This window comes from Micromonospora sp. NPDC049114 (assembly GCF_040648635.1).
GTDB lineage: Bacteria > Actinomycetota > Actinomycetes > Mycobacteriales > Micromonosporaceae > Micromonospora.
This window is the reverse complement of the sequence record NZ_JBEZEA010000003.1, coordinates 235,478-258,156: the sequence shown is the minus strand read 5'-3', so window position 1 is coordinate 258,156 and position 22,679 is coordinate 235,478. Positions and strand designations below refer to the sequence as shown.

Annotated in this window: 21 protein-coding genes; 5 read left to right on the top strand and 16 right to left on the bottom strand. The window is 72.2% G+C overall.

From position 1 onward, the window contains the following. Window positions 1-288: 288 nt before the first annotated feature. The 6 genes from AB0B39_RS14065 to AB0B39_RS14040 form a co-directional block, all read right to left on the bottom strand. On the bottom strand, window positions 289-1,767 hold the full coding sequence (locus AB0B39_RS14065; protein ID WP_357574492.1) for an arabinofuranosidase catalytic domain-containing protein: 1,479 nt from the start codon (window positions 1,765-1,767) through the stop codon (window positions 289-291). A 666-nt stretch (window positions 1,768-2,433) separates the two neighbouring features. Next, window positions 2,434-2,793 (bottom strand): hypothetical protein, encoded by a 360-nt coding sequence (locus tag AB0B39_RS14060; protein WP_357574491.1) that lies wholly within the window; start codon window positions 2,791-2,793, stop codon window positions 2,434-2,436. A gap of 10 nt (window positions 2,794-2,803) precedes the next feature. Continuing rightward, a complete protein-coding gene (locus tag AB0B39_RS14055) occupies window positions 2,804-4,570 on the bottom strand; it encodes a hypothetical protein (RefSeq protein ID WP_357574490.1) in 1,767 nt (588 codons plus the stop codon). 19 nt (window positions 4,571-4,589) lie between these two features. Further along, window positions 4,590-5,513 carry a hypothetical protein gene (locus tag AB0B39_RS14050; protein WP_357495302.1) on the bottom strand — a complete coding sequence of 308 codons (924 nt, stop codon included), beginning with the start codon at window positions 5,511-5,513 and terminating at the stop codon, window positions 4,590-4,592. Window positions 5,514-5,986: 473 nt separating this feature from the next. Further along, window positions 5,987-6,319 carry a putative quinol monooxygenase gene (locus AB0B39_RS14045; RefSeq protein ID WP_234582879.1) on the bottom strand — a complete coding sequence of 111 codons (333 nt, stop codon included), beginning with the start codon at window positions 6,317-6,319 and terminating at the stop codon, window positions 5,987-5,989. Window positions 6,320-6,487: 168 nt separating this feature from the next. After that, window positions 6,488-6,754, bottom strand: coding sequence for a helix-turn-helix transcriptional regulator (locus AB0B39_RS14040; RefSeq protein WP_234582878.1), 267 nt, complete (start codon window positions 6,752-6,754; stop codon window positions 6,488-6,490). A 103-nt stretch (window positions 6,755-6,857) separates the two neighbouring features. Between AB0B39_RS14040 and map the strand changes: the two genes are divergently transcribed. Further along, window positions 6,858-7,676, top strand: coding sequence for a type I methionyl aminopeptidase (gene map, locus AB0B39_RS14035; protein WP_357495299.1), 819 nt, complete (start codon window positions 6,858-6,860; stop codon window positions 7,674-7,676). A gap of 12 nt (window positions 7,677-7,688) precedes the next feature. On the opposite strand, the gene AB0B39_RS14030 is transcribed toward map, so the two are convergent. The 4 genes from AB0B39_RS14030 to AB0B39_RS14015 form a co-directional block, all read right to left on the bottom strand. Next, on the bottom strand, window positions 7,689-8,684 hold the full coding sequence (locus AB0B39_RS14030; RefSeq protein ID WP_357574489.1) for a histidine kinase: 996 nt from the start codon (window positions 8,682-8,684) through the stop codon (window positions 7,689-7,691). Then, window positions 8,681-9,853: a DUF418 domain-containing protein gene (locus AB0B39_RS14025; RefSeq protein WP_357574488.1), complete on the bottom strand. Its 1,173-nt coding sequence runs from the start codon at window positions 9,851-9,853 to the stop codon at window positions 8,681-8,683. Before AB0B39_RS14025 ends, AB0B39_RS14030 begins: the two co-directional genes overlap by 4 nt. Before the next feature lie 72 nt (window positions 9,854-9,925). Further along, window positions 9,926-10,570, bottom strand: coding sequence for a response regulator transcription factor (locus AB0B39_RS14020; RefSeq protein WP_357495293.1), 645 nt, complete (start codon window positions 10,568-10,570; stop codon window positions 9,926-9,928). 42 nt (window positions 10,571-10,612) lie between these two features. Continuing rightward, window positions 10,613-11,440 carry a PIG-L family deacetylase gene (locus tag AB0B39_RS14015; RefSeq protein ID WP_357495291.1) on the bottom strand — a complete coding sequence of 276 codons (828 nt, stop codon included), beginning with the start codon at window positions 11,438-11,440 and terminating at the stop codon, window positions 10,613-10,615. A 202-nt stretch (window positions 11,441-11,642) separates the two neighbouring features. Between AB0B39_RS14015 and AB0B39_RS14010 the strand changes: the two genes are divergently transcribed. Then, complete coding sequence (locus AB0B39_RS14010; protein ID WP_234582869.1) at window positions 11,643-12,536, top strand: alpha/beta hydrolase; 894 nt, start codon at window positions 11,643-11,645, stop codon at window positions 12,534-12,536. A gap of 9 nt (window positions 12,537-12,545) precedes the next feature. Here the strand turns inward: AB0B39_RS14010 and prfH are convergent, their stop codons facing one another. Together prfH and AB0B39_RS14000 are read right to left on the bottom strand one after the other, a co-directional pair. Beyond that, a complete protein-coding gene (prfH, locus tag AB0B39_RS14005; protein WP_234582868.1) occupies window positions 12,546-13,154 on the bottom strand; it encodes a peptide chain release factor H in 609 nt (202 codons plus the stop codon). Then, a complete protein-coding gene (locus AB0B39_RS14000) occupies window positions 13,151-14,338 on the bottom strand; it encodes an RNA ligase RtcB family protein (RefSeq protein WP_357574487.1) in 1,188 nt (395 codons plus the stop codon). Before AB0B39_RS14000 ends, prfH begins: the two co-directional genes overlap by 4 nt. Window positions 14,339-14,575: 237 nt before the next feature. Here AB0B39_RS14000 and AB0B39_RS13995 point away from each other — a divergent pair, with 237 nt between their 5' ends. Further along, a complete protein-coding gene (locus tag AB0B39_RS13995) occupies window positions 14,576-15,106 on the top strand; it encodes an adenylate kinase (protein WP_357495284.1) in 531 nt (176 codons plus the stop codon). Window positions 15,107-15,261: 155 nt separating this feature from the next. On the opposite strand, the gene AB0B39_RS13990 is transcribed toward AB0B39_RS13995, so the two are convergent. Both AB0B39_RS13990 and AB0B39_RS13985 read right to left on the bottom strand, forming a co-directional pair. Continuing rightward, complete coding sequence (locus AB0B39_RS13990) at window positions 15,262-16,491, bottom strand: ice-binding family protein (RefSeq protein ID WP_357574486.1); 1,230 nt, start codon at window positions 16,489-16,491, stop codon at window positions 15,262-15,264. Between the two features lie 204 nt (window positions 16,492-16,695). Beyond that, window positions 16,696-17,331: a methyltransferase domain-containing protein gene (locus AB0B39_RS13985; protein WP_357495280.1), complete on the bottom strand. Its 636-nt coding sequence runs from the start codon at window positions 17,329-17,331 to the stop codon at window positions 16,696-16,698. Window positions 17,332-17,464: 133 nt separating this feature from the next. Between AB0B39_RS13985 and AB0B39_RS13980 the strand changes: the two genes are divergently transcribed. After that, entirely contained in the window at window positions 17,465-18,214 is a 750-nt protein-coding gene (locus tag AB0B39_RS13980; protein ID WP_357574485.1) for an NAD(P)H-binding protein, read from the top strand. Window positions 18,215-18,246: 32 nt separating this feature from the next. Here AB0B39_RS13980 and AB0B39_RS13975 read toward each other — a convergent pair whose 3' ends face one another. Beyond that, window positions 18,247-20,442: a hypothetical protein gene (locus AB0B39_RS13975; protein ID WP_357574484.1), complete on the bottom strand. Its 2,196-nt coding sequence runs from the start codon at window positions 20,440-20,442 to the stop codon at window positions 18,247-18,249. Between the two features lie 177 nt (window positions 20,443-20,619). Further along, on the bottom strand, window positions 20,620-21,546 hold the full coding sequence (locus tag AB0B39_RS13970; protein WP_357495274.1) for an AraC family transcriptional regulator: 927 nt from the start codon (window positions 21,544-21,546) through the stop codon (window positions 20,620-20,622). Window positions 21,547-21,628: 82 nt separating this feature from the next. Here AB0B39_RS13970 and AB0B39_RS13965 point away from each other — a divergent pair, with 82 nt between their 5' ends. Continuing rightward, on the top strand, window positions 21,629-22,597 hold the full coding sequence (locus AB0B39_RS13965; protein WP_357495272.1) for an SDR family NAD(P)-dependent oxidoreductase: 969 nt from the start codon (window positions 21,629-21,631) through the stop codon (window positions 22,595-22,597). Window positions 22,598-22,679: the final 82 nt, after the last annotated feature.

The window sequence follows — 22,679 nt, the reverse complement described above, 5'->3', positions numbered from 1 at the left end:
GACCGTTGCGCCCCGCACGGCACCACCGACAACGTCCTCAACATCTCGCAGGGCCGCACGCTGCGCGACACCCTCGCCCGCGACAACGGCGGTACGGCGCAGAGCCCGCGCGAGCCGGCCCCGGGCGTACCCGATCCGGTCGGTCGTGACGGATGGGCGCGTGCGCGACGCGCGGCCTGAACCCACGCGTGGCCCGATTCGGGAGCTTCCCCGAGTCGGGCCACGCGGCGTAGCGCGCCTGGCCGCGGCCGCCGCGCCCGCCGAGGCGAGGGTGGCGGCCGCGGGATCTCAGCGGTAGCCGGCGGCGGTGATGTTCGCCTGCACCGCGTTCTCGGTCGCGTCGGACGGGTAGCCGGCGACCATCGCCCCCTCGTAGAAGGTGCCGACGCTCTGGTTGGTGTTGTCGATGCAGCAGTCCCCACCGCTGCCGAGGATGATCGCGCCCTGCTTCCTCATCGGGCTGTACCCGCGTGGCAGCGACCCGTCATAGAGGGTGTAGAGGCCGCCGGACTGGGCGTTGCTGCCCTTGATGGCGAAGCGTGAGGTGCCGTTGTTCTTCAGGGTGGCGGTGACGAACTTGCTGGTGAAGGCCCGCTGGTTGCTGTTCCAGGAGCTGCTGCCGCCGGGGTAGAGGCCGTACTCCAGGTCGGCCTGCACCCAGGGGCCGGAGCCGGAGCAGCCGCCGAACCAGCAACTGGTGCCGAAGTAGATCGCGTCCATCGCGCCCGCGCCGTCGGCCCGGCGGGTGGTCTCGCTGTTGCCGTAGTCGAAGCAGCAGCCGCTGTTGACGTGGGTGCCACTGGTGACCATGTACATGCCCTCGGGGGCGGCGCCGGTCGGCACCCCGGTCAGGTGACCGTCGCGCCAGTAGCTGCTCCTGCCGGGGATGTAGAGCGAGTAGACCTTGTCGCCGCCGACCGTCACCGACTCCTTGTTCGCGACCGCCGGCTGGACGGCGCCACCGACGCCGCCGGCACCCTGGTAACCGAGATTGTTGCCGCGTCCGGACTGGTCGTAGATGATCGTGATGACGCAGGTGGTGTTCGCGCAGAAGCTGTCCTGGCTGGCGGCGTTGGCCCGCCCACCGGCTGACAGCACGCCGATATTGCGGGTGCTGTTGTCCGAGGATCGGCGTACCTGGTAGAGCGAGCCGTTGTAGGAGGCGTACAGGGCGCGGGTGGTGCTGTGCGCCGCGACGCAGGGTGTGCCACCGGCCGTGTAGATGTCACAGGGCAGCGTCGTGCTCGGCGGCGGCGTGGTCGGCGGTGGGGTGGTGGGCGGCGGGGTGGTCGGCGGTGGCGTCGTGGGTGGTGGCGTGGTGGGCGGCGGGGTCGTCGGGCTCACCCCTCCCGTGCAGGTGGTGCCGTTCAGGGCGAAGGAGGCCGGTTCGGGGTTGCTGCCGGTCCAACTGCCGTTGAAGCCGAAGCTCGTGCTGCCGTTGGTGGGAATGCTGGCGTTGTAGGGGGCATTGGTGACGGTGACCTCGCTGCCCGCCTGCGTGTAGCTGCCGTTCCACAGTTGGGTGACGGCCTGGCCGGCGGCGAAGTTCCAGGTCAGTCGCCATCCGTTGACGGCGTCGCCCAGGTTGGTGATGGTGACGTTGGCGCCGAAGCCGCCCTGCCACTGGGAGCTGACCGAGTAGGTGACCTGGCATCCGGCGGCGGCCGCCGAGGCGCCGGTCTGGGTGAGGGCGGCGCCGACGAGCACGAGTGTGGCGGCGGCGGCGATGAGCGCAGGCCGCCGGTGTTGGGGTTGTCTGAGTCGCACGTGCTCTCCTCATCGGTGAGAGATTGACGATGTGCGGGGGCCGGCCCGTTCCCCCTGCTCGGGCCCGGACTCTGAGCAGGGGGACGGCGGGCGTGACCCGGTCTGCGGCCGCGTACGACGACACCGGGGCCGTGCTGCGCCGGGAGAGCCGTCACGACGGCGCGGTCGGCGGGACAGGCGGTTCGGTACGTGGCGATACGGTTGCCGGCCACCGCCCGCGGCCCTGCCCGGGGACGCGGCGGTGATCGATGAAGTGGCCGTGGCCTGGAATCGTCCGGCCCTCGGCGCGAGTCGCCCGGTGGTGATCTCGGGCCGTCCCGTGCCGGCCACGCTCCACCCGCCCACGCCGCGAACGATGTCGACCGCACAGCCGGGACCAGCGATGACAGGCCCTTCGTGACGGTCGGATTACGCTCAGATATCGACGGTCGTCGGCTACGTTAGCGTTAACAGGATGGCATGTCCATAGACGACCGTTGGTGTCTTGCCCGGCTGCTCCTGGTCGGCGGGGTCCACATTCCGCAGCACGCACGGTCGGACCGACGGTGTTGGCGCTAACAGCAGCGTGACTCACCCAGGGGTTCGCCGAGGACCTGCGGACCCTCCCGGGAGTGCGCGTCGCACCCACCACCGGGCCCGCTCACGGCCCGGGAAAGTCCCCACCGGTCAGAGCGGCCAGTGCTGAGAGACGATGTCGATGGCGGCCCGGACCGCCTCGGCCAGCGTGCCGCCGACCGTGGCCAGCGCGGCAAGTGTCTCCAACGACGTCAGCACCGGCTTCGGATCCCGCTGCCGTTGCTCGCGGGCGACCTCGATCGCGGCCACCTCGCGGCCGGCGCTTTCCGGGTCCTCGAAGTCGCCGACATGCTCCTTCAGGGTGCGCAGCAGCGCGTCGAACCGCTCGGCGAGGTCGTTGGTCCCGTTGTGCTGGACCATCGTGAAATGGTCGCTGCCGATCGCCTGCATACCACCATGGATCGTGTTGTGGAACACGATCGACCGGGCCGGCTGATCCGGGTCCGCCATCGAGGGCCTCCTAGTTGTGCTGTTCGAATTTGACATTGGAGCTGTCGAACGCCTGCTGCCCGCCGAAGATGTTGTTGACGTTGCCGAAGATGTTCTGGACCTCGGACGCGCGCTGCACCAGATTGCCGGTGTCCAGGCCACGCTCGTTCAGGAACGACACGACCGCCTCCAACACGGTCCGCTCCAGGAGCTTGGTGTACTTCCACTCGTCGAGCAGTTGCAGGTGCTTGACCGCGTTCCGCTCGGCGACGAGCTGACGCACACTGACCCGGGCGCCGTAGTCGTGCGTCCGGAACTGCTCGCTCGCGGCGAGCGCGTCGTCCATCCGGGTCTTCATGCCTCGATCGTGCCGCAGCCGCTTGACGAGGCGCCAGCCGCTGAGCACCGAGTCGGTCACCATGTTGGCCAGCACGTCACGCACGATCCGGACCATCGACTGCTCGGGTTGCAGCCGATCGACAAGCGCGTACCGGCCCTTGATGGGTGGCATCACCGTGGTGACGAACTCGACGTAGAGCAACCCACCCTCGACGGCGACGTGCACGAACGCGGAGATGTCGATGCCGAGGCTCTGCTCGGGCAGCACGAGTCGTCCGTCCGCGGTGTGCAGGGGCTTGCCGGCGCCGCTGACGACGATCCGGTCGTAGTAGCGCAGGCCACCCTGTGGATGCCGGACGATCACGTCGATCACCTCTTCCGAGGCGCGGCTGCGCGGCATCCCGGTCGCCGGGTCGAGCAGCGGGTCACCCTGCCGGCGTACCCCGTCGGCGACGATGTGCGGCACCAGGGAGAGCCCCGGTACCCGGACGGCGCGGGGAAGCGGATCCTCCCGCATCCGCCGGACCGCCGCCCGGACGTGCGCGGTCAGCGCGGGCCCCAGCTCCGCCTGGTCGATCGGTGGGGCCTCCGGGCCGCCGTCGTGGCCGGCGGCCCGGCCGGGGGCGGGCCGCACCGGGATGGCGTACGACCAGCCGTGCTCGGCCGCACCGCAGCCCAGAAAGGGATCCCGCTCCTGGACGGTGATGTTGCCGTACTGGGCGCGGGCCACCAGGTCGAGTCGGCGGGCCACCCGTTCGTTGGGCAGGGTCGGCAGGACCGGTGGCCTGCCGGGGCCCAACTCGCCGGTCAGGATCCGGTGGGTGGTGCGCTCGAACCGGACGAGGACGACGAGCGTGGCGACACCGAGCAGGAGGGGCAGCCAGGCCAGGAACCCGAAGACGCCGGCCGCCACCCTGAGCTGGAGCGTCTCGACCAGTGAGTCGACACTGAGGTCGGAGCCGGTGCCCAGCAGGGAGCCGATGAAGATCTGAAGGCCGGTGGACACACTCAGCAGGGGCAGCACGAGCGACAGGCCGCCGGTGCACAGCACGATGGTGATCAGCGTGCCGAACAACAGGAAGCGGACCGGCAGGGACAGCTCGCGCAACTCCCGGGACCGGGCCAGCAGCACGATGAGCCCGAGCACCACCCAGCCCACCGTGGCGGTGATCGAGGTCAGCACACCGATGACGAGCAGCCCGAACAGGAGGCTGTCGCGGACCAGGTAGCGGCGCTGTGCCCGGAAGCAGTGTCGGACGACCGCGTTGAGATCGAAGCCGAACGAGGGCGCGACGGCACGCCGCTCGTCCTCGATCACCTCTCTGATCACCGTCTCGGCGTAGTCCTGGTCGAGGTAGGCCGCGCCGCACAGGTGCCGCGTGGTGTCGGACAGCCGCGGTGGCATCTGGTACGACGGGAAATCGAAGTGGTCGGTCTGTGCCGCCTCGGTCACCGTCACGTCGTCATCTCCGGGCTCCCTAGATTTCCTTGCTGGTGCGGGTGGGCAGCCCGCAGGAGACGGCGATCGGGTTCCACCGGCGCAGAAACTCGTTCTTGGCCTTCTGGGACTGCTCGGAGAGCTGGTTGCCCCGTCGCCAATTGGCGTCGAGCGAGCAGCCGGAGTTGATGGAGCGCCGCGTCCAGGCGGCGTAGGCCGCGTCCGCGTCCCCGGCGTACGTGAAGGCGGAGACCAAGTGGGAGCGCATCGCCGGGCCGTCGGTGAGCGCGTCGACGGTCAGTGCCCCGGCCTGGTCGCGCTGGGCGCGGCGTTGGCGTGTCACGCCGTCCAACAGGCCGAGCGAGCGGTTCAGGTCGCGGCACTCACCCACTGCCGCGATGGCGGTGGCCAGGTCGCCGCGCGAGGCGATCGACTCCGACAGCAGCGCGTCCACCGCCTCCGCCTGCGTACGCCGTCGGGCGTCCGGATCGTCGCTCACCGTCGGTGTCGGTGTCTCCGGGCCGAACGTCGTCGGGACCGGGTCGGGCGTCGGCGGCGTCCCGGTGGGCACCTCGTCCTCGGCGGTCGGGGTCACCGAGGTGGACGTCGCCTCGGAGACGGCGTCGGGCAGCGGCACTGTCAGGCCCGCGACGAGCGCCACCGCGACTGTCACCACGAGCGTGGGCACCAGAAGCTGGAGCCCTCGCCGCAGGTCACCGTCACGCCCGTCACCACGGGCCGCGCGCGCCCACAGGTGCCCAGGTGACTCGGGTACGCCCCGGACGGCCGTCAACAGGTAGATGGCGACGGCGAGGGCGGCGAGCACGTAGTGCCACAGGGCCAGTCGACCCGGCACCTCGGACGGGTCCTCGGCGCCCCTGGCGAGCGCGATGAGCAGGAGCACCAGCACCCAGCCGGCGAACAGCACCGCGCACACGAGCAGATCCCACAGCGGGGGCGACACGGCAGCCCCCGACAGCGCGCCCGAGGCACCGCCGACGACTGGCGACGCTCCCGGCGACGAGGCCTCGACCGGTGTCGCGTTGGAGGACTCGGCCTCAACGGGTGTCGCGTTGGGAGGTTCGTCCGCGACGGGTGTCGCGTTGGGAGGTTCGGTCGCGACGGAGGACGCGTGAGGCGGAGGCTCCGGCGGCGGCGCGGCGGCGCCGGGCAGGGCCGAACCGCACCGTTGGCAGGTGGGGAGCGCCGCATCGGTGTCGGCCCCACAGGTGACGCAACGCATCGATCACCGCCTTCCCCGGCAGGCGCTTGTCACGGTGGACCTTAGTGACGAGATCGATGTGCGACATCCTCCGCCCGGGCCGGCGTTGGCGATCGCGGATATCCGACAGTCCCCAGTGGAGCAACCGGCCCGGGTCGGGCGAGGAGAGCCGAGCGGATCCGGCGGGAGTGGCCCCGGCCGGCGCCGGCAGGCGGTCAGTGGGCCTCGGGTACGGCCATCTCGCCGAGCAGCGACCAGTCCTGCTGCGGGACCGTGGCGTTGACGATGCGCGGCGTCTCGGCCAGGTGCGGCGGCAGCGTCTCCTGCGCGGCCCGGAAGTGGGCCGACTGGACGTGCGCCGCGCCTGCCTCGTCGTCGCGGAAGGCCTCGACCAGGACGTACTCGGTCGGGTCGTCCAGGCTGCGGGACCAGTCGAACCACAGGCAGCCCGGCTCGGCGCGGGTCGCGTCGGTGAACGCGGCGGCGATCTGCGGCCACTGGTCGGCATGCTCGGGCAGCACCCGGAACTTGGCGGTAATGAAGATCATGGCCTGAAGGCTACGACTCGAAGCGCTGCTCCGCACCGATCTGGCACAGGGTGCGGGGGAACCAGGTGGGCAGGATGGATCGGTTGGTCGTCAGGCGATCGCGGATATCCGACTGGACGCAGACCGGTCGAACCACGGGCGGCTGCCCAGTGGTCGTCGACCGAGCGCTCAGGACGCCTCGCGGACGCGCAGGTCGGCCAGCCACACCTCGGCCAGGTCGCTGAGTGCGACGCCGAGGACCTCGCTGAGGCAGACCACTGTGCCGAACGCGGGCGCCGGGAGCCGGCCCACCTCGATCTTGCGCAGCGTCTCCGGTGAGATGCCGGCCGCCAGGGCCACCTCGACGAGGCTGCGGCTGCCCCGTGCGACCCGGAGAGCCGCTCCGAGGCGTTGCCCCGCGGCGATCTGTTCCGGGGTGAGGGGTGGGCGGACCATGTGAGCAGGATAGATGCGCCCGCACGGACCGGCAATGTCGACCCGCCGGCAGCCCCGGCCAGCGTGGTATAAATATACCGCACCAGAGAGGGAAGGGTTGATCGTGATCGAGCTGAAAACCGCAGCGGAAGTCGATCGAATGGCGGTGACCGGCCAGTTCGTCGGCGAGCTGCTGGCCGAGTTGCGCGCCGTGGCCGCGACAGGGGTCAACCTGCTGGACCTGGAGCACCACGCGCGCCGCCGGATCAGGGAGCGGGGCGCCGACTCCTGCTACTGGGACTACACGCCGTCGTTCGGTCGCGGCCCGTTCCGCAACGTCCTGTGCCTCTCGGTCAACGACGCCGTGCTGCACGGTCTGCCGCACGACTACGTCCTGCGCGACGGTGACCTGCTGAGCATCGACATGGCGGTCGGGATCGACGGCTGGGCTGCCGACTCCGCGCTGTCCTTCGTCGTCGGCACCCCCGACCCGGAGGATTTGAAGCTGATCGAGGCCACCGAGGTCGCGCTGGCGGCCGGCATCGACGCCGCGCGGCCGGGCAACCAGCTCGGCGACATCTCCGCCGCCATCGGCCAGGTAGCCCACCGCTACGGCTACCAGGTCAACGACGAGTTCGGTGGGCACGGCATCGGCCGCACCATGCACGAGGCCCCGCACGTGCCCAACAACGGGCGACCCGGGCGGGGCATGAAGCTCAAGCCCGGCCTGACGCTCGCGATCGAGCCGTGGTTCTGCCGCAGCACCGGCAAGATCAAATTTGATCAGGACGGCTGGACGATCCGCTCCGCGGACGGCTCGCGCTCGGCCCACTCCGAGCACACCGTCGCGGTCACCGAGGCCGGCCCCCGGGTGCTGACCGACCGCCCGGGCCAGGGCGTACGGCCGGACAGCCGCAGCGGGCAGTCGACCGCGACGTCCTGAGGCGTACCGCTGTCAGCCCGGCTCGATCGGGATCGTGACGGTGACCCGGGTCGGGCCGCCGACCGGGCTGTCCACCGACAGGCGGGCGTCGATGGCGTCGAGGCGACCCACGATGCCGCGCAGGCCGGTGCCGCGGCCCGGGTCCGCGCCACCGGAACCGTCGTCGTCGACGTGGATCCGTAGCATGTCGCCGGCCCGGTCGAAGGTCACCGTCGCCGCGGTGGCGGCGCTGTGTTTCGCCACGTTGGCAAGGGCTTCGGCGACCGCGAAGTACGCCGCGGTCTGCACCGCCGGCGGGAGCTGCGCGGGTGTGTCGCCGGTGACGGTGACGGGCACGGCGAGGTCGAGCGCGAGGGCACGGACGGCGTCACCGAGGCCACGGTCGGCGAGCACCGCCGGATGGATGCTCTGGGTGACGGTGCGAAGGTCGTCGAGGGCGGCGGTCGCCGTGGCGCGGGCCTCTGCCAGCAGCTGCGCGGCGCCGTCGACGTCGCGGCGCAGCAGGTCCCCGGCCAGGCCGAGGGCCAGCGACAGGGACACCAGACGGGCCTGGGCCCCGTCGTGCAGGTCGCGCTCGATCCGCTTCAGCTCGGCGGCCTGCTGGTCCACGGCGCTGCGGCGGGAACGGGTCAGGGTGGCGACCCGCTCGGTGAGCTCCCGCTCGCGGGCGCCGGGAGGGCGACTGACCACCCAGGCGTGCAGCCCGACGATCGTCACCAGGCCGAGCAGTGTCCAGGCCGGCCAGAAGTAGCCGCCGCCGGTGAGCACCCAGACGCTGAGGTCGGCGCACCCGATCAGGGTGCAGGCGGCGGCGTCGAGGGCGAGCCAGAGACGCCGGCCCGGCGGCACCCGCAGTGCCCGCCGCAGCAGGAGCCGGCCGAGCAGGATCATGCCGACCCCGAAGTACACCCATCGGGGCCAGAACACGCCCCGGCCGGTGACCAGCCAGGCGACCGTGGCCGCGACGCAGAGCGCCCCGGCCACGGTCCTGCGGATGGTGGCGGTCATCGGCGGGTGGTGCGGTAGGTGATCCGTCGCAGCAGCGTCTCCGCCGGCCCCCGGCGACCGGTGACGCTCAGAGCCCAGGCGGCGGCCAGCGAGACCAGCCAGGTGACGACCGCCACGCCGGCGGCGGCGTACGTGCCCTCCAGGTGCATCGCCCACGGCGCGAACACCGCCAGCCACACCGCGGACTGCAACAGGTATCCGCTCAGCGACCGTTGCCCGAGCGCGATCACCGGGGCGAGCAGGGCAGGGCCGCGGCGGGCGCGGTCGAGTCGCAGCGCCAGCAGGCCGAACAACGCCACGTAGCCGGGCCCGCCGTACTCGCCGCTCACGGCGTGGACGAGTGCCATGGCCTCGACCGTAGCGGCGTCGACGTGCACGGCACCAGCGGCGATGAGCGCGTACGGGAGCGCGCCGACGACGGAGATGGCGAGGCAGCCGACGGCGACGCGGCGCAGCAGCACGCGGTGCGCGGCGGGGTTCTCCAGGATGCGGTGCCGGGCCGCCCAGATGCCCAGCCACACGATGACGATGAACGGGAGCACGGTGGCGGTGTGGACGGGCCACTCGGCGAGACGGTCGAGGATGGACTGCCCGTACGACGAGGCGGCCAGCGACGGGTTCGGCGTGTTGGCCAGGACGGCGTCGCCGCCGCGCGCGCCGACGAGCGCGGTCACCGCCAGGACCACTGCGTACGCGGTCTGGATGCCCCAGAGCCACAGCACGACGCGGTGGAACCGGTCGCCGCGGCGCAGCAACAACAGGGTGGCGACGATACCGACGATGCCGTACGCGCCGAGGAAGTCCCCGAAGTACAGCAGCGTCGCGTGACAGAGGCCGAAGACGATCAGGGCGGCGTTGCGCCGCAGCAGGATCCGCCGTCCGTTCTCGCCCTGTCGTCGGGCGATCTGCACGAGGCCGTACCCGAACATGACGGCGAAGACCGGGTAGGCGCGGCTGTCGACGAACATCGCCAGCACGGCGTTGACGACGCGTTGCGCGCCGTGCGGCGTGCCGTCCAGGCCGGGCTGGCCGGCGAACGCGGCGTTCGCGGCGTTCGCGAGCGCGATGAACAGCAGCATGGCCCCGCGGGCGAGGTCGGGGGCGAGGGCGCGGTCGGAGCGGGGGACGGGGCCCGGTTGAAGGGCCGTCGTGCCAATGGTTGCGGTCATGGTCTCAGGCTCGCCGCTGGCGCGACGCCTTTCGAGGAGCCTGGAACCCCTCCCGTGGTGGTACCAGTACCCCTATGCGTCGAGGTAGGCGAGGACGGCCAGGACGCGCCGGTTGTCGTCCTCGGACGACTGCAACCCGAGCTTGGCGAAGATGCTGTTGGTGTGCTTGGCGACGGCCTTCTCCGTGATGAACAGGGCGGCGCCGATGGCGGCGTTGGACCGGCCCTGCGCCATCTGGCCGAGCACCTCCCGCTCGCGGGGGGTCAACCGGTCCAGGGGCAGCACCCGCGCCCGGCTGTCGAGCAGCTTCGCCACCACTGTGGGGTCGAGCGCGGTGCCGCCCGCGGCGACCCGGCGGACCGCGGCGACGAACTCGTCGAGGTCGGACACCCGGTCCTTGAGCAGGTAGCCGATCCCGCCGTGGCCGTCGGCGAGCAGTTCCCGCGCGTACAGCCGCTCCACGTACGCCGAGAGCACCAGCACCGGCAGTCCCGGCACCTCGGCCCGCGCCGCGAGCGCGGCCCGCAGACCCTCATCGGTGTACGACGGCGGCAGCCGCACGTCGACGACTGCCACGTCGGGGCGCCGCGTGACGAGTTCGGTCAGCAGATCCGGCCCGGTGCCCACGGCGGCGACCACCTCGAAGCCGTGGGCCTCCAACAGCCGGATCAGCCCGTCCCGTAACAACATCAGGTCTTCCGCCACCACCACCCGCACCCGGCAACGGTAGCGGGCCCCGCCGCCGGGTGTGGGTACGCGTCAGCGCAGGCCGGCGAAGAGGTCGTCCTCGGGCACCGGCGCGTCGGTGGTGTCCCGTACCCGGACGAAGGTCTCGGTGCCCATCAGCTCGGTGAACCGCTCCTGGCCCAGTTGGAGGAAGAAGATGTTCTCGGTCTGGCTGGCGTGCGCGGCCAGGGCCTCGAACTTCTGCGCGCCGTAGCTCCGGGTGTCGACCCAGGTGGTGATCTCGTCGTCGGGCAGCCCCAGCTCAGGCTGACCCGACGACGGGTCCGGGTCGTCCCACTCGATGCCGAGATCCTTCATGATCCGGCCGAACTCCGCGAACGCCGTCCGCGGCACGGTGGTCCAGTAGACCTTCGCGGGGACGTCGGTCTGCGCGACGGCGGCCATGGTGATGCGGTGCGCCTGGATGTGGTCCGGGTGGCCGTAGAAGCCGTTCTCGTCGTAGGTCACGATGACGTCCGGCTGGTAGCGGCGGATCAGGTCGGCGAGCCGCTCCGCGGCCTCGGCCACCGGCGTCGTCCAGAAGGAGCCGGGCTGGTCGTTCGTCGTCCAGCCCATCATCCCGGAGTCGGCGTAGCCGAGCGTCTCCAGGTGCGTGACCTTCAACGTGGCCGCGCTGGCCTCCAGCTCGGCCTGACGCATCGCCACGACGGCGGCCGGGTCGTGGCCGGGCTCACCGGGTTTGACCCCGCCGGGGCCGTCGCCGCATCGCCCGTCGGTGCAGGTCACGAGGACCGTGGTGACACCTTCGGCCGCGTACCGGGCGAGGACGCCACCGGTGCTCGTCGCCTCGTCGTCGGGGTGCGCGTGCACCGCCATCAGGGTCAGGGATCGCTCAGCCATGGCACCACCCTACGACCAGCGTGGCGACCACACGGAGCGTGTCGTGTTCGCGCACGCATTCTAGTGATCCGCGCGCCGGCCCTGCCGTTCTTGCGCAACTCGCTGTCGGTCGGCTCGCGGATTCCTACGATTTCGGGGCTGGGCCGCTGGTCCGGAGCCGCGTTTCGACAGCGGGAATCAGCCGAGGAAGGGGACCGGTTCCATGGCCCTGTTCGATGACGTGCGACAGGTCGACGCCGGGGTCCTGAACGTCGGATACGTGGACGCCGGCCCGGCCGACGGGGCCCCGGTGATCCTCCTGCACGGCTGGCCGTACGACATCCACAGCTTCGTCGACGTCGTACCGCTGCTCACCGACGCCGGCCACCGGGTCGTCGTGCCGTACCTGCGGGGTTACGGCACCACACGCTTCCGATCCGACGACGCCGTCCGCAACGGCGAGCCGGCCGCGATGGGGCTCGACCTCATCGCCCTCATGGACGCCCTGGGCATCGACAGCGCGAAGCTGGCCGGGTTCGACTGGGGCGCGCGTACGGCAGATGTCGTGGCCGCGTTGTGGCCGGAGCGCTGCTCCGGTCTGGTGTCGGTCAGCGGCTACCTGATCGACGGCCAGGAGTCGGGCCGGACGCCGCTGCCGCCCAGGGCCGAGTTCTCCTGGTGGTACCAGTACTACTTCGCCACCGAGCGCGGCCGGCAGGGGTACGACCGCAACCGCCGCGACTTCGCCCGGCTGATCTGGCAGACGGCATCGCCAAGGTGGACGTTCGACGACGCGACCTTCGAGCGCAGCGCCGCCGCGTTCGACAACCCCGACCACGTCGACGTCGTGATCCACAACTACCGGTGGCGGCTGGCGCTGGCCGACGGCGAACCGCAGTACGACGAGGTCGAGAAGCGCCTGGCCGGCAAGCCGAAGATCACGGTGCCCAGCATCACGCTGGAGGGTGACGCCAACGGCGCTCCCCATCTGGACCCGGGTGTCTACGGCAAGCAGTTCACCGGCCGGTACGAGCACCGGACCGTCGGCGGCGGGATCGGGCACAACCTGCCCCAGGAGGCGCCCCGGGCCTTCGCCGACGCGGTCCTGGAGGTCTGATCCGCCGGCCTACGGGCGTTCGACGCGGGTCGGGTCGCCCCGCACGAGGTCGTCGTGGATGCGCCAACGTGCGGTCGTGACCGCGCGGCGGGCCGCCTCGTCGCCGCGCTCGACGCGCTGGCGCAGCAGGTCGAGGGCGATGCGCCGGTTCAGACTGAACTGCCGTTCGTCGTCCACCACCACGACCAGGCCCGAGGGTCGGTGGGTGGCGCGTACCGCGGTGCTGGCCTTGTTCCGGTGCTGGCCGCCGGGACCGCCGGTGCGGCACCCGACGATGTCGACGTCGGCCTCGGTGAACGTCGTCGTCGGCGCGTCGCTCGGCGGCGGTTGGGCTGTCACGTACCAGTTCTTGCGACCCGCGCCGCTCCGGTAGGGGCTGGGCGCCTGCCAGCACAGCGTCCCCGTCCAGGAGGCGGCGAACGCCTCGACGTCGGCGCCGGACAGCCGGATCAGCACCGACCGGTAGGTGCCGGGCCGGTCACCGGACACGGCGTCGACCCGCTGGACCGTCACGCCCCGCCGGGTGGCCTCACCCTCCAGGCGGCGCAACAAATGGGCCAGCGCCCACGCGCACTCCCGCGGCCCACGGCCGGCGGACAGCAGCAGGTGCGCGCTCACGACCGACCCCGCCCGCGACGCTTGTCGCGCCGGTCCGACCTCGGCCCGGCCCCGACATCCGGCGTCTTGTAGGTGACCAGGGGAATCGTGGTGGCCACCGGGGTGGCGAGCCGGCGCTCGACGAGATCGCCGATCACCTGCTCGATCCGCTTGTACGCCGTGGGCGCCTCCTCGAAGAGCAACTGGCGGTCGCCACACACCACAAGCGAACCCACCGGGGTACGCCGTAGCTCCTCGACCGTGTGCTTGGCCCGGCCCCGGCGCAGCGCGTCGGCGCGGGACATCTTCCGACCCGCGCCGTGCGCCACCGAGTGGTTGGCGTCCGCCCCGGCGTGGGCGGCCACCAGGTACGACGCGGTGCCCCGCGTACCGGCGACGAGCACGTCGCGGCCGTCACCGGGCGCCGCTCCCTTGCGGTGCAGGTAGACGCCGTCGCGCACCTCGACCAGGTTGTGGCACTGGTCGACGACTGGCTCGGTCGGCTCGGCGCCCAGGGCGTACGCCACCCGGGCGGCCAGCAGCCGCCGGTTGAGCGAGCCCCAGCGCACCGCCTCGTCGTGTCGGGCCAGGTACGCGGCCGGGTCGGGTGCGGGGCCGGCCCCGTGCGTCTCGGTGTGCGTGCGCAGGATCCGCTCACCCAGGCCCCGCGAGCCGCTGTGCACGACGAGGACGAGGTCACCGGTGGCCAGCCCGAGACGGTGCGCGTGCTCGGGTGCGAAGACGGTGTCGACGCGAGCCAGCTCGACGAAGTGGTTACCGCGACCGACCGTGCCGAGACCGTCCCGGTGACCGGCGGGAACCTCGCCCCCGACGACGGCCCAGGCCGGGTCGTCGGCGTCCCGGTCGGGGTCCAGCGCGTGGTCGAGGTCGGGGAACCGGGCGGCCAGTCGCTCGGGTACGACGCGTCGGAGTCGAATGGGGAACACCGCGATGCCGCAACCGATGTCCGAGCCCACCAGGAACGGGTACAGGACTGTCGACGCCATGGCCGCGCCGATGGGGGCGCCCTTGCCCGGGTGCAGGTCCGGCATGCCGGCAACGTGGACCATGCCGTCGAGGGCGGCCACCTGCCGGCACTGGTCGAGCGCGGCGGACTCGATCCAACTCGCGGGCGACGCGAACACGGTGACGGTGGCCGGGGCGGACGGGTACGAAGACTCCCGAGGGGAGTGGTGCTCAGACAACGACGCTCACTTCTCGCTGAATCGCAAGGGGACGGACGGCGGTACGGCACCGGGCGGCGCAAAGCGGCCTCGGCGCGGTGCTCAGGTGGTGTCCGTCAGTACGTCATGGGCACCACTCTGGCCGCGCCCCGCCGACTGCGGCAAGCGATTATCGGCGGGCCCTGCTGGCCAGACGGGCCGGCCCGTCTCGCCAGCATCTGGTGAAGCCCGCTGGACACCGCCGCGTACGCTTCCGCGATGACCGCACCGCGTCGCATCCTGATCTACGGGGTGTACGGCGCGGGCAAGTCCACTCTCGCCGCCCGGTTGGCGCAGCGTCTCGGGGTGCCGTGGTATCCGGTGGACGACCTGCTGTGGCTGCCGGGGTGGGTCGAGGTGCCCGTCGCCCAGCAGCGCAGCCGGATCGAGGAGATCTGCCGTCGGGACAGCTGGATCCTCGACGGGGCGTACCACGGATGGCGGGACGTGCCGCTGGCGCGCGCCGACCTGGTGGTGGCCCTGGACTACCCCCGGTGGCGCTCGTTCGGGCGGTTGCTGCGCCGTACGCTGCGCCGCCTGGGCACGGGCGAGGTGATCTGCAACGGGAACCGCGAATCTCTCGGCAGTGTGCTGTCCCGCGACTCGATCCTGCTCTGGCACGTCGGCGCGTTCGGCCGGGCGCGGCGGCGGATGCGGGCCTGGCAGGCCGATCCGACCGGGCCGCCGGTGCTGCTGTTCGCGAGCCCGGCGGCCCTGGACGACTGGCTGGCTTCCCTGCCACCTCGATGAGCGCCGGTTCGGTGTGAAGCCCCAGGCGGGCCGGCTGGACGGACCACGGCTCCGGGTCGACGAGGGCGCCCGACGTGGCGGCCGGGCGCCCTGGCGCGGAGCTACCGACGCCGATCGAGGCCCGGCCGGCAGGTCACACCGGCCGGGCCCGTCGATCAGGATTCGTGCAGTCGTCGGCGGCTGGCGAGGAAGAACGCCAGCACGCCCAGGCTGACCAGGACGCCTCCGACGCCCGTCAGGGCAGGCACCACGCCGCTGCCGGTGACCGGCAGGATGTTTTCGCCAGGGCTGCCCGGTGCGCCGGGGCTGCCGGGTGCGCCGGGTGCTCCAGGGCTGCCGGGTGCGCCAGGTGCTCCGGGGCTGCCAGGTGCTCCGGGACTACCGGGTGCGCCAGGTGCTCCAGGGGCTCCGGGACTGCCGGGTGCGCCAGGTGCCCCGGGGCTGCCGGGTGCGCCGGGGGCTCCGGGGCTGCCCGGTGCGCCGGGGCTGCCGGGTGCGCCGGGGCTGCCAGGTGCTCCCGGACTGCCGGGTGCGCCGGGGCTGCCAGGGGCTCCGGGACTGCCGGGTGGGCCGGAGGGACCGGCCGGGCCGGTGGGCCCGGCGGGGCCGGTCGGGCCGGGAGGTCCGGTCGGCCCCGGAGGTCCGGTCGGCCCGGCGCAGACCGGAGCGGTGATGGTGTTGGTGTCGAGGGTGACGGCGGCGGTCCGCGCCAACGCGCGGCCCTGCAGCGTCGCGCCTGTGGCCATCGTGATCGACGCCTGGGCCATGATGGTGCCCACGAAGGTCGTGCCCGTGCCGATCGTCGCCGAGCTGCCGATCTGCCAGAACACGTTGCAGGCCGACGCTCCGTTGATGAGGACGACGCTGCTGTTCGACGCCGTCGTCAGAGACGAGTCGACCTGGAAGATGAACACGGCCGCCGGATCGGCCTGACCGTTGAGGGTCAGCGCCCCGGTCAGCTGCGCGGCCCCGATCCGATAGACGCCCGGATTGAGAGTGTTGCCGCCGAGTTCCGCGGGCAGGTTGGTGAACGGCGTCCGGCCGGCGGCGTCGTTGTAGGCGATGGTCAGGTCGCTCTGGGCCTGCAGCGCCACCGCGTCGCCAAGGTGGACCTCGCCACCGATTGTCGCGGTCCCGAAGCCCGATGCGGTGTTGCCGGGGAACCTGCCGAGGCTCTGGGCGAGGAAGCTCGGGCCGGTGTTTGTCGGTTCGGCTCCCGCCAGGACGGAGAAGTTTCCGGCCGTACCCAACCCCACCGGCGCATCCGCCGCGTTGGCGGCGGTCGAGCTGAAGAGAAGCAGGCTGGCGGCGACGGCGACGGCCGCGGAAGCCCCGAGGGCCGGCAGGACCGCCCATCGCCACCGACGAATGGGTTGTGCTGTCAAGATCAACCTCCGTGCAGAAAACTCGCAGGAGGCGTCGCGCGTCCTGCTCGATCCGGCCGGCTGGAACAGGCCGAGTGCGCTGACCACCACATCATGCGATCGGGATGTTTGCCCATCAAATGGGGCAATAAGGAAGAAAGGTGGGGTAATGGGAAGTCGACTTCACATCAGGTCAGGCGGTCCTCGACCCGCCGTGCAGCCCGCTTACGGCCGGATCGCCCCGCCCAGAACGCACGGCGAGGAAGGGCCGGAACTGCCGGCCGGGAACCGGAAGCGACGCAGTTCGTCGATGGTGAACCCGGCCGCCTCGATGGCGGCCGTGGTGTCGCGACCGGTGTGGCAGCCGGCGAACAGTTTCGGCCAGAGCGTGGCGTCGGAGAATCGCTGGACCCGACGGAGGCGACCGGACTCCTCGGCGGCGACGTGCTCGAAGAAGCGCAGCTGCCCGGCGGGGCGCAGCACGCGGTGGATCTCGGCGAGCGCGGCGGCCTGGTCGGGAACGGTGCACAGCACCAACGCGACAACCACCGCGTCGAATTCGCCGTCGGCGGCGGGCAACGCCTCGGCCACGCCGTCCACGACCGTGATCGGCACGGGCGCGGCCGGGGCGGCCCGGACGGCGGCGGCACGCAGGCGGCGTTCCGGCTCGACCGCGACGACCTCGGTCACGGTCGGGGGGTAGTGGGTGAACATGCGGCCGTTGCCGGCGCCGACCTCGAGCACCCGGCCGGTCAGGCCGGCCACCAGGTCGCGGCGGAACGCGGCGGTGCCGGCGCGGTCCATGGCGATGCTGAGCCGCTCGTAGACCCGGGCGAACACCGGGTGGGACACAGCGGCCACGTCTACCTCCGGGATTCGCGGGCAGCGACCACAATCATGAGCGGCGATGTCAACCGCGCCGGTGAGGCGCGCTCCGTAGGCTGATTCCGTCCTGCGATTCCGCACGTCGCCCCAGACGGGAAGTGGTCCGATCATGAAGATCGTCGTCATCGGCGGGAGTGGCCTGATCGGCTCCAAGGTCGTCCGGAACCTCGCTGGGCAGGGCCACGAGGCGGTGGCCGCGTCACCGAAGACCGGCGTGAACACGCTGACCGGCGAGGGGGTGGCCGAAGCGCTCGACGGTGCCGATGTCGTCGTCGACGTGTCGAACTCCCCGTCGTTCGAGGACACCGCCGTGCGGGAGTTCTTCGAGACCTCGACGCGCAACCTCCTCGCCGCCGCCGCGACGGCCGGGGTGCGGCACTACGTCGTGCTCTCCATCGTGGGCTCCGACCGGCTCCCCGAGGGTGGGTACATGCGGGCGAAGGTCGCACAGGAGAAGCTCGTCGCCGCGTCCGGGCTGCCGTACTCGGTGATCCACGCGACCCAGTTCTTCGAGTTCGTCCAGGGCATCGTCGACGCCGCCACGGACGGTGACACGGTACGGCTGGCGCCGGTGCTCATCCAGCCGATGGCAGCGGACGACGTCGCGACGGAGGTGACCGCGGTCGCGGTCGGCGCACCGCTGAACGGCACTGTCGAGATCGCCGGCCCCGAGCAGTTCCGCCTCGACGAGCTGGGCCGGTCGGTCCTCGCCGCCCGCCACGACTCCCGCACCGTGGTGCGCGACCCCGCGGCCCGGTACTTCGGCGCGACGCTCAGCGAGCGCTCACTCGTCCCCGCCGACGGCGCCCGCATCCCCGGGACACGCCTGGACGACTGGCGTGCCCAGGCGGCGCGATAACCAGCCCTCTGGTGGCGCGGTGACGGCTCGTGTCACTCGCGCGGCGCGTGCCGCAGGCGCTGCGCCAACTCCCGTACCGCCTCGACGTACCGCTCGTCGGCCTCGGACGGCCAGTGCCCCTTGATCGGTGGCGGAACGCTGTCGCCCGGCGGGGTCACCACGTCGCTGGGATCGCGCTCCCGCCGGTCCACCGCGGCGGCCGGGTCACCCTCGGACGCCGGGAACCCCCGGTCGGGGAAGACGCGCCCGCCGATCGGGTCGGTGTCGCGCCACAGGTTCACCCACCGCCAGCCGACCCGGTTGCCGATCTCGCGCAGCACCGCGTCGTCGATGTACGCGGGAAAGAGCCGCGCGTACAGCCGGCGCAGCGGTGACCCGTACGTGAGCAGCGCGATCCGGTTGCCGATCCCGGGCGGCAACTGGAGGACTGCCGCGGCGAGCAGGACCGAGCCGTGGCTGTGCCCGGCGAGCAGCACGGCGTTGCCGCGCTCGACCAGGTAGGTGATGCGTCGGGTCAGCTCCGGCACGGCCCGCTCGGCATAGCAGGGCGGCGCGAACGGGTGGGCGGCCCGGGGCCAGAAGGTCCCGAGGTCCCAGATGACGCCGACGTGCCGCCGGAACCCCGCGGTGCGGTAGGCGAAGACTCCGCCGAGGATCAGCCCGACGATGGCCGCCGCCTTCGCCCAGCTGGCGAACGCGATGCCGAAGGTGATCGCGTCGGACGGCAACCGCGCGTACCGCTCGACGACGTCGCCCGGAAACAGCCCCAGCAGATCGAGGGTCGTGGTGGCGGAGCCGATCCCGGCGAGACACCCGAAGACCACGGCCAGCAGCACCAGGCGTTCGGTGAGTCTGGCTCGGGCGAGCGCGTCGCGGACCTGGCGCAGCCGCGGCCCGGCCTCCGCCGGCGCGTCCGGGTAGTCGCGCGCGACGATCGCCGCCGCCGCGCGGCGGCGGCCGGGGCGGGAGACCAGGACGACCAGGCCGGCGACGAGCGCCGTGACCACCACGGTGCGGAGAAAACCGAAGGTCGCCCAGGTGTACGCCCGAGGTGGGCCGGTCGCGATGCCCTCCCCGGTCGGCAGGTCGCGGTCGAGGTAGTCCGCCACCCGGTAGACGAGCTCGGCGGAGTACGCCACCGCCGCGCTGATCGCCGTGGCCGCGATGACCAGCGCTCCCAGGCCGAACAGGGGGCTGCCCCGGCGCCGCCAGAGCAGGACGACACCGAGCGCGGCCAGCAGTGCCGTCTGGGCGGAGAACAGCCAGATCAGGGTGGCGTCGTAGCCGGGCAGGGCATCCACCTCGCTCCAGGCGGCGGGGCTGGTCAGCGCATGGGCCACGACCACGACGGTCAGGATGATCGCGGTCGTCCGGAGGGTGGTGGTGATCGCGTCGAGCCGCCGGTCGGTGGGGGACCTGTCGATCACCTGTGGCGTGCAGAGCAGCACCACGCAGGCCGCCAGGAGCACGCCGGTGGTCACCGCCAACGCGACGGTGGCGATCGACGCGCCTTGTGCGGCGCGGGCGGCGAGCAGGACCAGGCTCAGCGTCCCGAACGCGGCGGCGACGTGAATGGACCGGAGCCGTCCGACCAGCGGTTCGGACGCCCACGTGCCGACCGTGCTGAGCCGATGCCCGGAGAACTCCTCGTCGGGCCCGCGAAACGCCTCGAACGACCGCCCGGGACGGTTGCTGAGACGCCAGACCACTGCGATCGCGACGGCCGGCACCAGCGCGAACACCGCCAGGCGTCGCCCGACGGGCTGGCCGCTGGACCAGGACAACCAGCTGCGACCGGCCAGGCAGCGGGGCGAGTTCAGGCAGTGCCACGCGACGAGGTCGAGGGCGACGCCGGCGATGGCGAGCACGTACAACGCGGTGAGCGTCAGCGCCAGCACCCGGCACAGGGACTTGACCATCGCCTCCGAGCGGGGGTTCGCCGGGCGCATCCAGATCGCCACGTTGACCAGCAGGAACGGCAGCAGGAGCACCAGCGCCAGGGAGCGGGCCACCGTCCCGGAGGGCAGGTCGCCCCAGCGATACGCCTCCAGCGTCACCCCTCGCGCCTCGGGCGTCGACCAGTGGGGGCGGACGCGGACGAAGCCGCCCATGCGGTCGCCGGCGACCTGCACCGTCCGCTCCAGGCCGAGAACCTGCTCGGTGCTCGCGCCGGAGACGCCGTGCACACGCAGTTCCACGATGTCGCCGAAGGTGTCGGGCTCGCTCACCCGCGCTGATCCATCCGCCATCGCCCCCCGAGGCGTCCGGCCGCCCGGTGCCGGCGATCCAGCCGCGGGCGGGCCCCACCACCCGCGTGGCAGACCGGGGTCTACCCCGCCCGGACGCGCCCAATCGCACCGGCGACATCCGCGGTGCGTGGGCCGCTCGCGGCGCTGTCGGGTCGCCTACCCGGTCGGGCTGCTCCCGGCCATCTGCCTGCGGTAGGTCCGTGGCGAGACGCCTGTGACACGCTTGAAGGCCACGCTGAGGGCGCTCTCCGAGCCGTACCCGACGGCCAGGGCGATGGCGGCGACGGTGTCCGAGCCGCGGCGGATCCGGTCCGCCGCGAGTTCGATCCGCCAGCGCGTGAGGTACTCCAACGGGCCGACGCCGACGACCTGCCGGAAGCGGGCGGCGAGCGTGGAGCGGGAGACGGCGGCGACGCGGGCGATCTCGTCCACCGTCCACGACTGCGCGGGTCGCCCGTGCATCGCCCGCAGCGCGGGGGCGACCACCGGGTCGGCGAGCCCGGCCAGCCAGCCGGACGTGTGCTGCGGATCGCGGGCCAGGTGCAGCCGCAGGACCTGGATCAGCAGGACGAGCGCCAGGTGTTCGGCGACGAGCCGCGACCCGAGCCGAGGCTGCCGCAACTCGCTGTCGATCTCGTCGAGCGCCCACCTGATGGTGGCCGCCGCGGGGGTGTCGGCGGGCACGTGGATGATCGGCGGAAGGCTGTCCAGCAGGAGACTTCGACCCCGGTCGCCCAGGGAGAACGCGCCGCCGATGAGGAACATGTCGTCGCCGTCGCCCGCGTGCGCCACGCCGTCGCCAGCGGCTGCGAAGATCGGGTACGCCGGCTGGACCGGTGCGTCGGGGTCACTGAAGAGCGTGTAGGCCACCGGCCGGGTCAGCAGGTAGCAGTCGCCCTCGGCGAGGCCGATCGGCTCCGGCTGGCCGTCGACGAGCAGGAAGCAGTGGCCGCGCCGGACGGCGTTGAACTTGGCGCCGGCCGGTGGGTCGAACCGGACCGCCCAGCGCCCTCCGGCGACGAGGCCGGCGGAGACGTGGCTTGTCGCACCGAGCAACGCCAGTACGTCCTCAAGGGGATCCATCAGCACCGTCCTGGACGATCACTAAAGTATCGCGGATCCTAGACTATAGGCAGTCCAATGCCAGGTTCCTAGTCTGGCTGACATGACAGCGAACCCACGCCTCACCACGTCGTTCACCGCCCGTACCACCGCCGCCGAGATCCTCGACGGCGTGGACCTCACCGGGCGCCGGATGATCGTCACCGGCGGCGCATCCGGCCTCGGTGTCGAGACGGTTCGCGCCCTGGCCGGCGCCGGCGCCGAGGTCACCGTCGCGGTCCGTGACCCGCGGCGGGCCGCCGGGCTCGTCGAGGAGTTCGCCACCGACGCCACCCGGGGCGTCGTCCGGTCGGCAGCGCTCGACCTCGCCGATCTGGCGTCGGTCGACGCCTTCGTCGCGGCCTGGCGGGGCCCGCTCGACGCGCTGGTAGCCAACGCCGGAATCATGGCGCTCGCGACCCGGCAGCTCTCCGCGCAGGGTTGGGAACTCCAGCTCGCGACCAACTACCTGGGTCACTTCGCGCTCGCGGTCGGTCTGCACGACAACCTGCGTGCCGCAGGGGCGGCCCGGGTCGTGGTGGTCAGCTCCGGTGCGCACCTGGGCGCCCCGTTCGACGTCGAGGACCCCCAGTTCGAGCGGCGCCCGTACGACCCGTGGTCGGCGTACGGGCAGTCGAAGACCGCGGACGTCCTGCTCGCGGTCGGCATCACCCGCCGGTGGGCCAAGGACGGGATCACGGCCAACGCCCTCAACCCCGGGTACATCCACACCAACCTGCAACGTCACCTGGACGACGACATGATGCGCGCGCTCGGCGCGATGGACGAGGCGGGCAACCTCGTCGTGCCGGACTACTACAAGACGCCCGCCCAGGGAGCGGCGACCACAGTCCTGCTCGCCGCCTCACCCCTGCTGGACGGCATCGGCGGCCGGTACTTCGTCGACAACCAGGAGGTGGAGGTGGTGCCCGGTGGCCCGGACGCCACCGGAGGGGTCGCGGACCACGCGGTCGACCCGGACGCCGCGGACCGGCTCTGGGCGTACGCCGAGAAGGTGCTCTGCTCGCGCTGAGCGCGACCGCCGTCGGGCGCGGCGCGCTCGCGCGTTACCGCGCCCGACGGCCAGGATTGATCGGGGTGCGGCGGGGTAGCCG

Excerpts from the sequence above, each read along its gene's own strand:
- AB0B39_RS14060 (WP_357574491.1), bottom strand. The coding sequence starts at position 2,793 with ATGGCGGACCCGGATCAGCCGGCCCGGTCGATCGTGTTCCACAACACG.
- AB0B39_RS14030 (WP_357574489.1), bottom strand. The coding sequence starts at position 8,684 with ATGACCGCCACCATCCGCAGGACCGTGGCCGGGGCGCTCTGCGTCGCG.
- AB0B39_RS13995 (WP_357495284.1), top strand. The coding sequence starts at position 14,576 with ATGACCGCACCGCGTCGCATCCTGATCTACGGGGTGTACGGCGCGGGC.
- AB0B39_RS14015 (WP_357495291.1), bottom strand. The coding sequence starts at position 11,440 with ATGGCTGAGCGATCCCTGACCCTGATGGCGGTGCACGCGCACCCCGAC.
- AB0B39_RS14025 (WP_357574488.1), bottom strand. The coding sequence starts at position 9,853 with ATGACCGCAACCATTGGCACGACGGCCCTTCAACCGGGCCCCGTCCCC.
- AB0B39_RS14045 (WP_234582879.1), bottom strand. The coding sequence starts at position 6,319 with ATGATCTTCATTACCGCCAAGTTCCGGGTGCTGCCCGAGCATGCCGAC.
- AB0B39_RS13970 (WP_357495274.1), bottom strand. The coding sequence starts at position 21,546 with ATGGATCCCCTTGAGGACGTACTGGCGTTGCTCGGTGCGACAAGCCAC.
- AB0B39_RS14010 (WP_234582869.1), top strand. The coding sequence starts at position 11,643 with ATGGCCCTGTTCGATGACGTGCGACAGGTCGACGCCGGGGTCCTGAAC.
- AB0B39_RS13965 (WP_357495272.1), top strand. The coding sequence starts at position 21,629 with ATGACAGCGAACCCACGCCTCACCACGTCGTTCACCGCCCGTACCACC.
- AB0B39_RS13980 (WP_357574485.1), top strand. The coding sequence starts at position 17,465 with ATGAAGATCGTCGTCATCGGCGGGAGTGGCCTGATCGGCTCCAAGGTC.
- AB0B39_RS14040 (WP_234582878.1), bottom strand. The coding sequence starts at position 6,754 with ATGGTCCGCCCACCCCTCACCCCGGAACAGATCGCCGCGGGGCAACGC.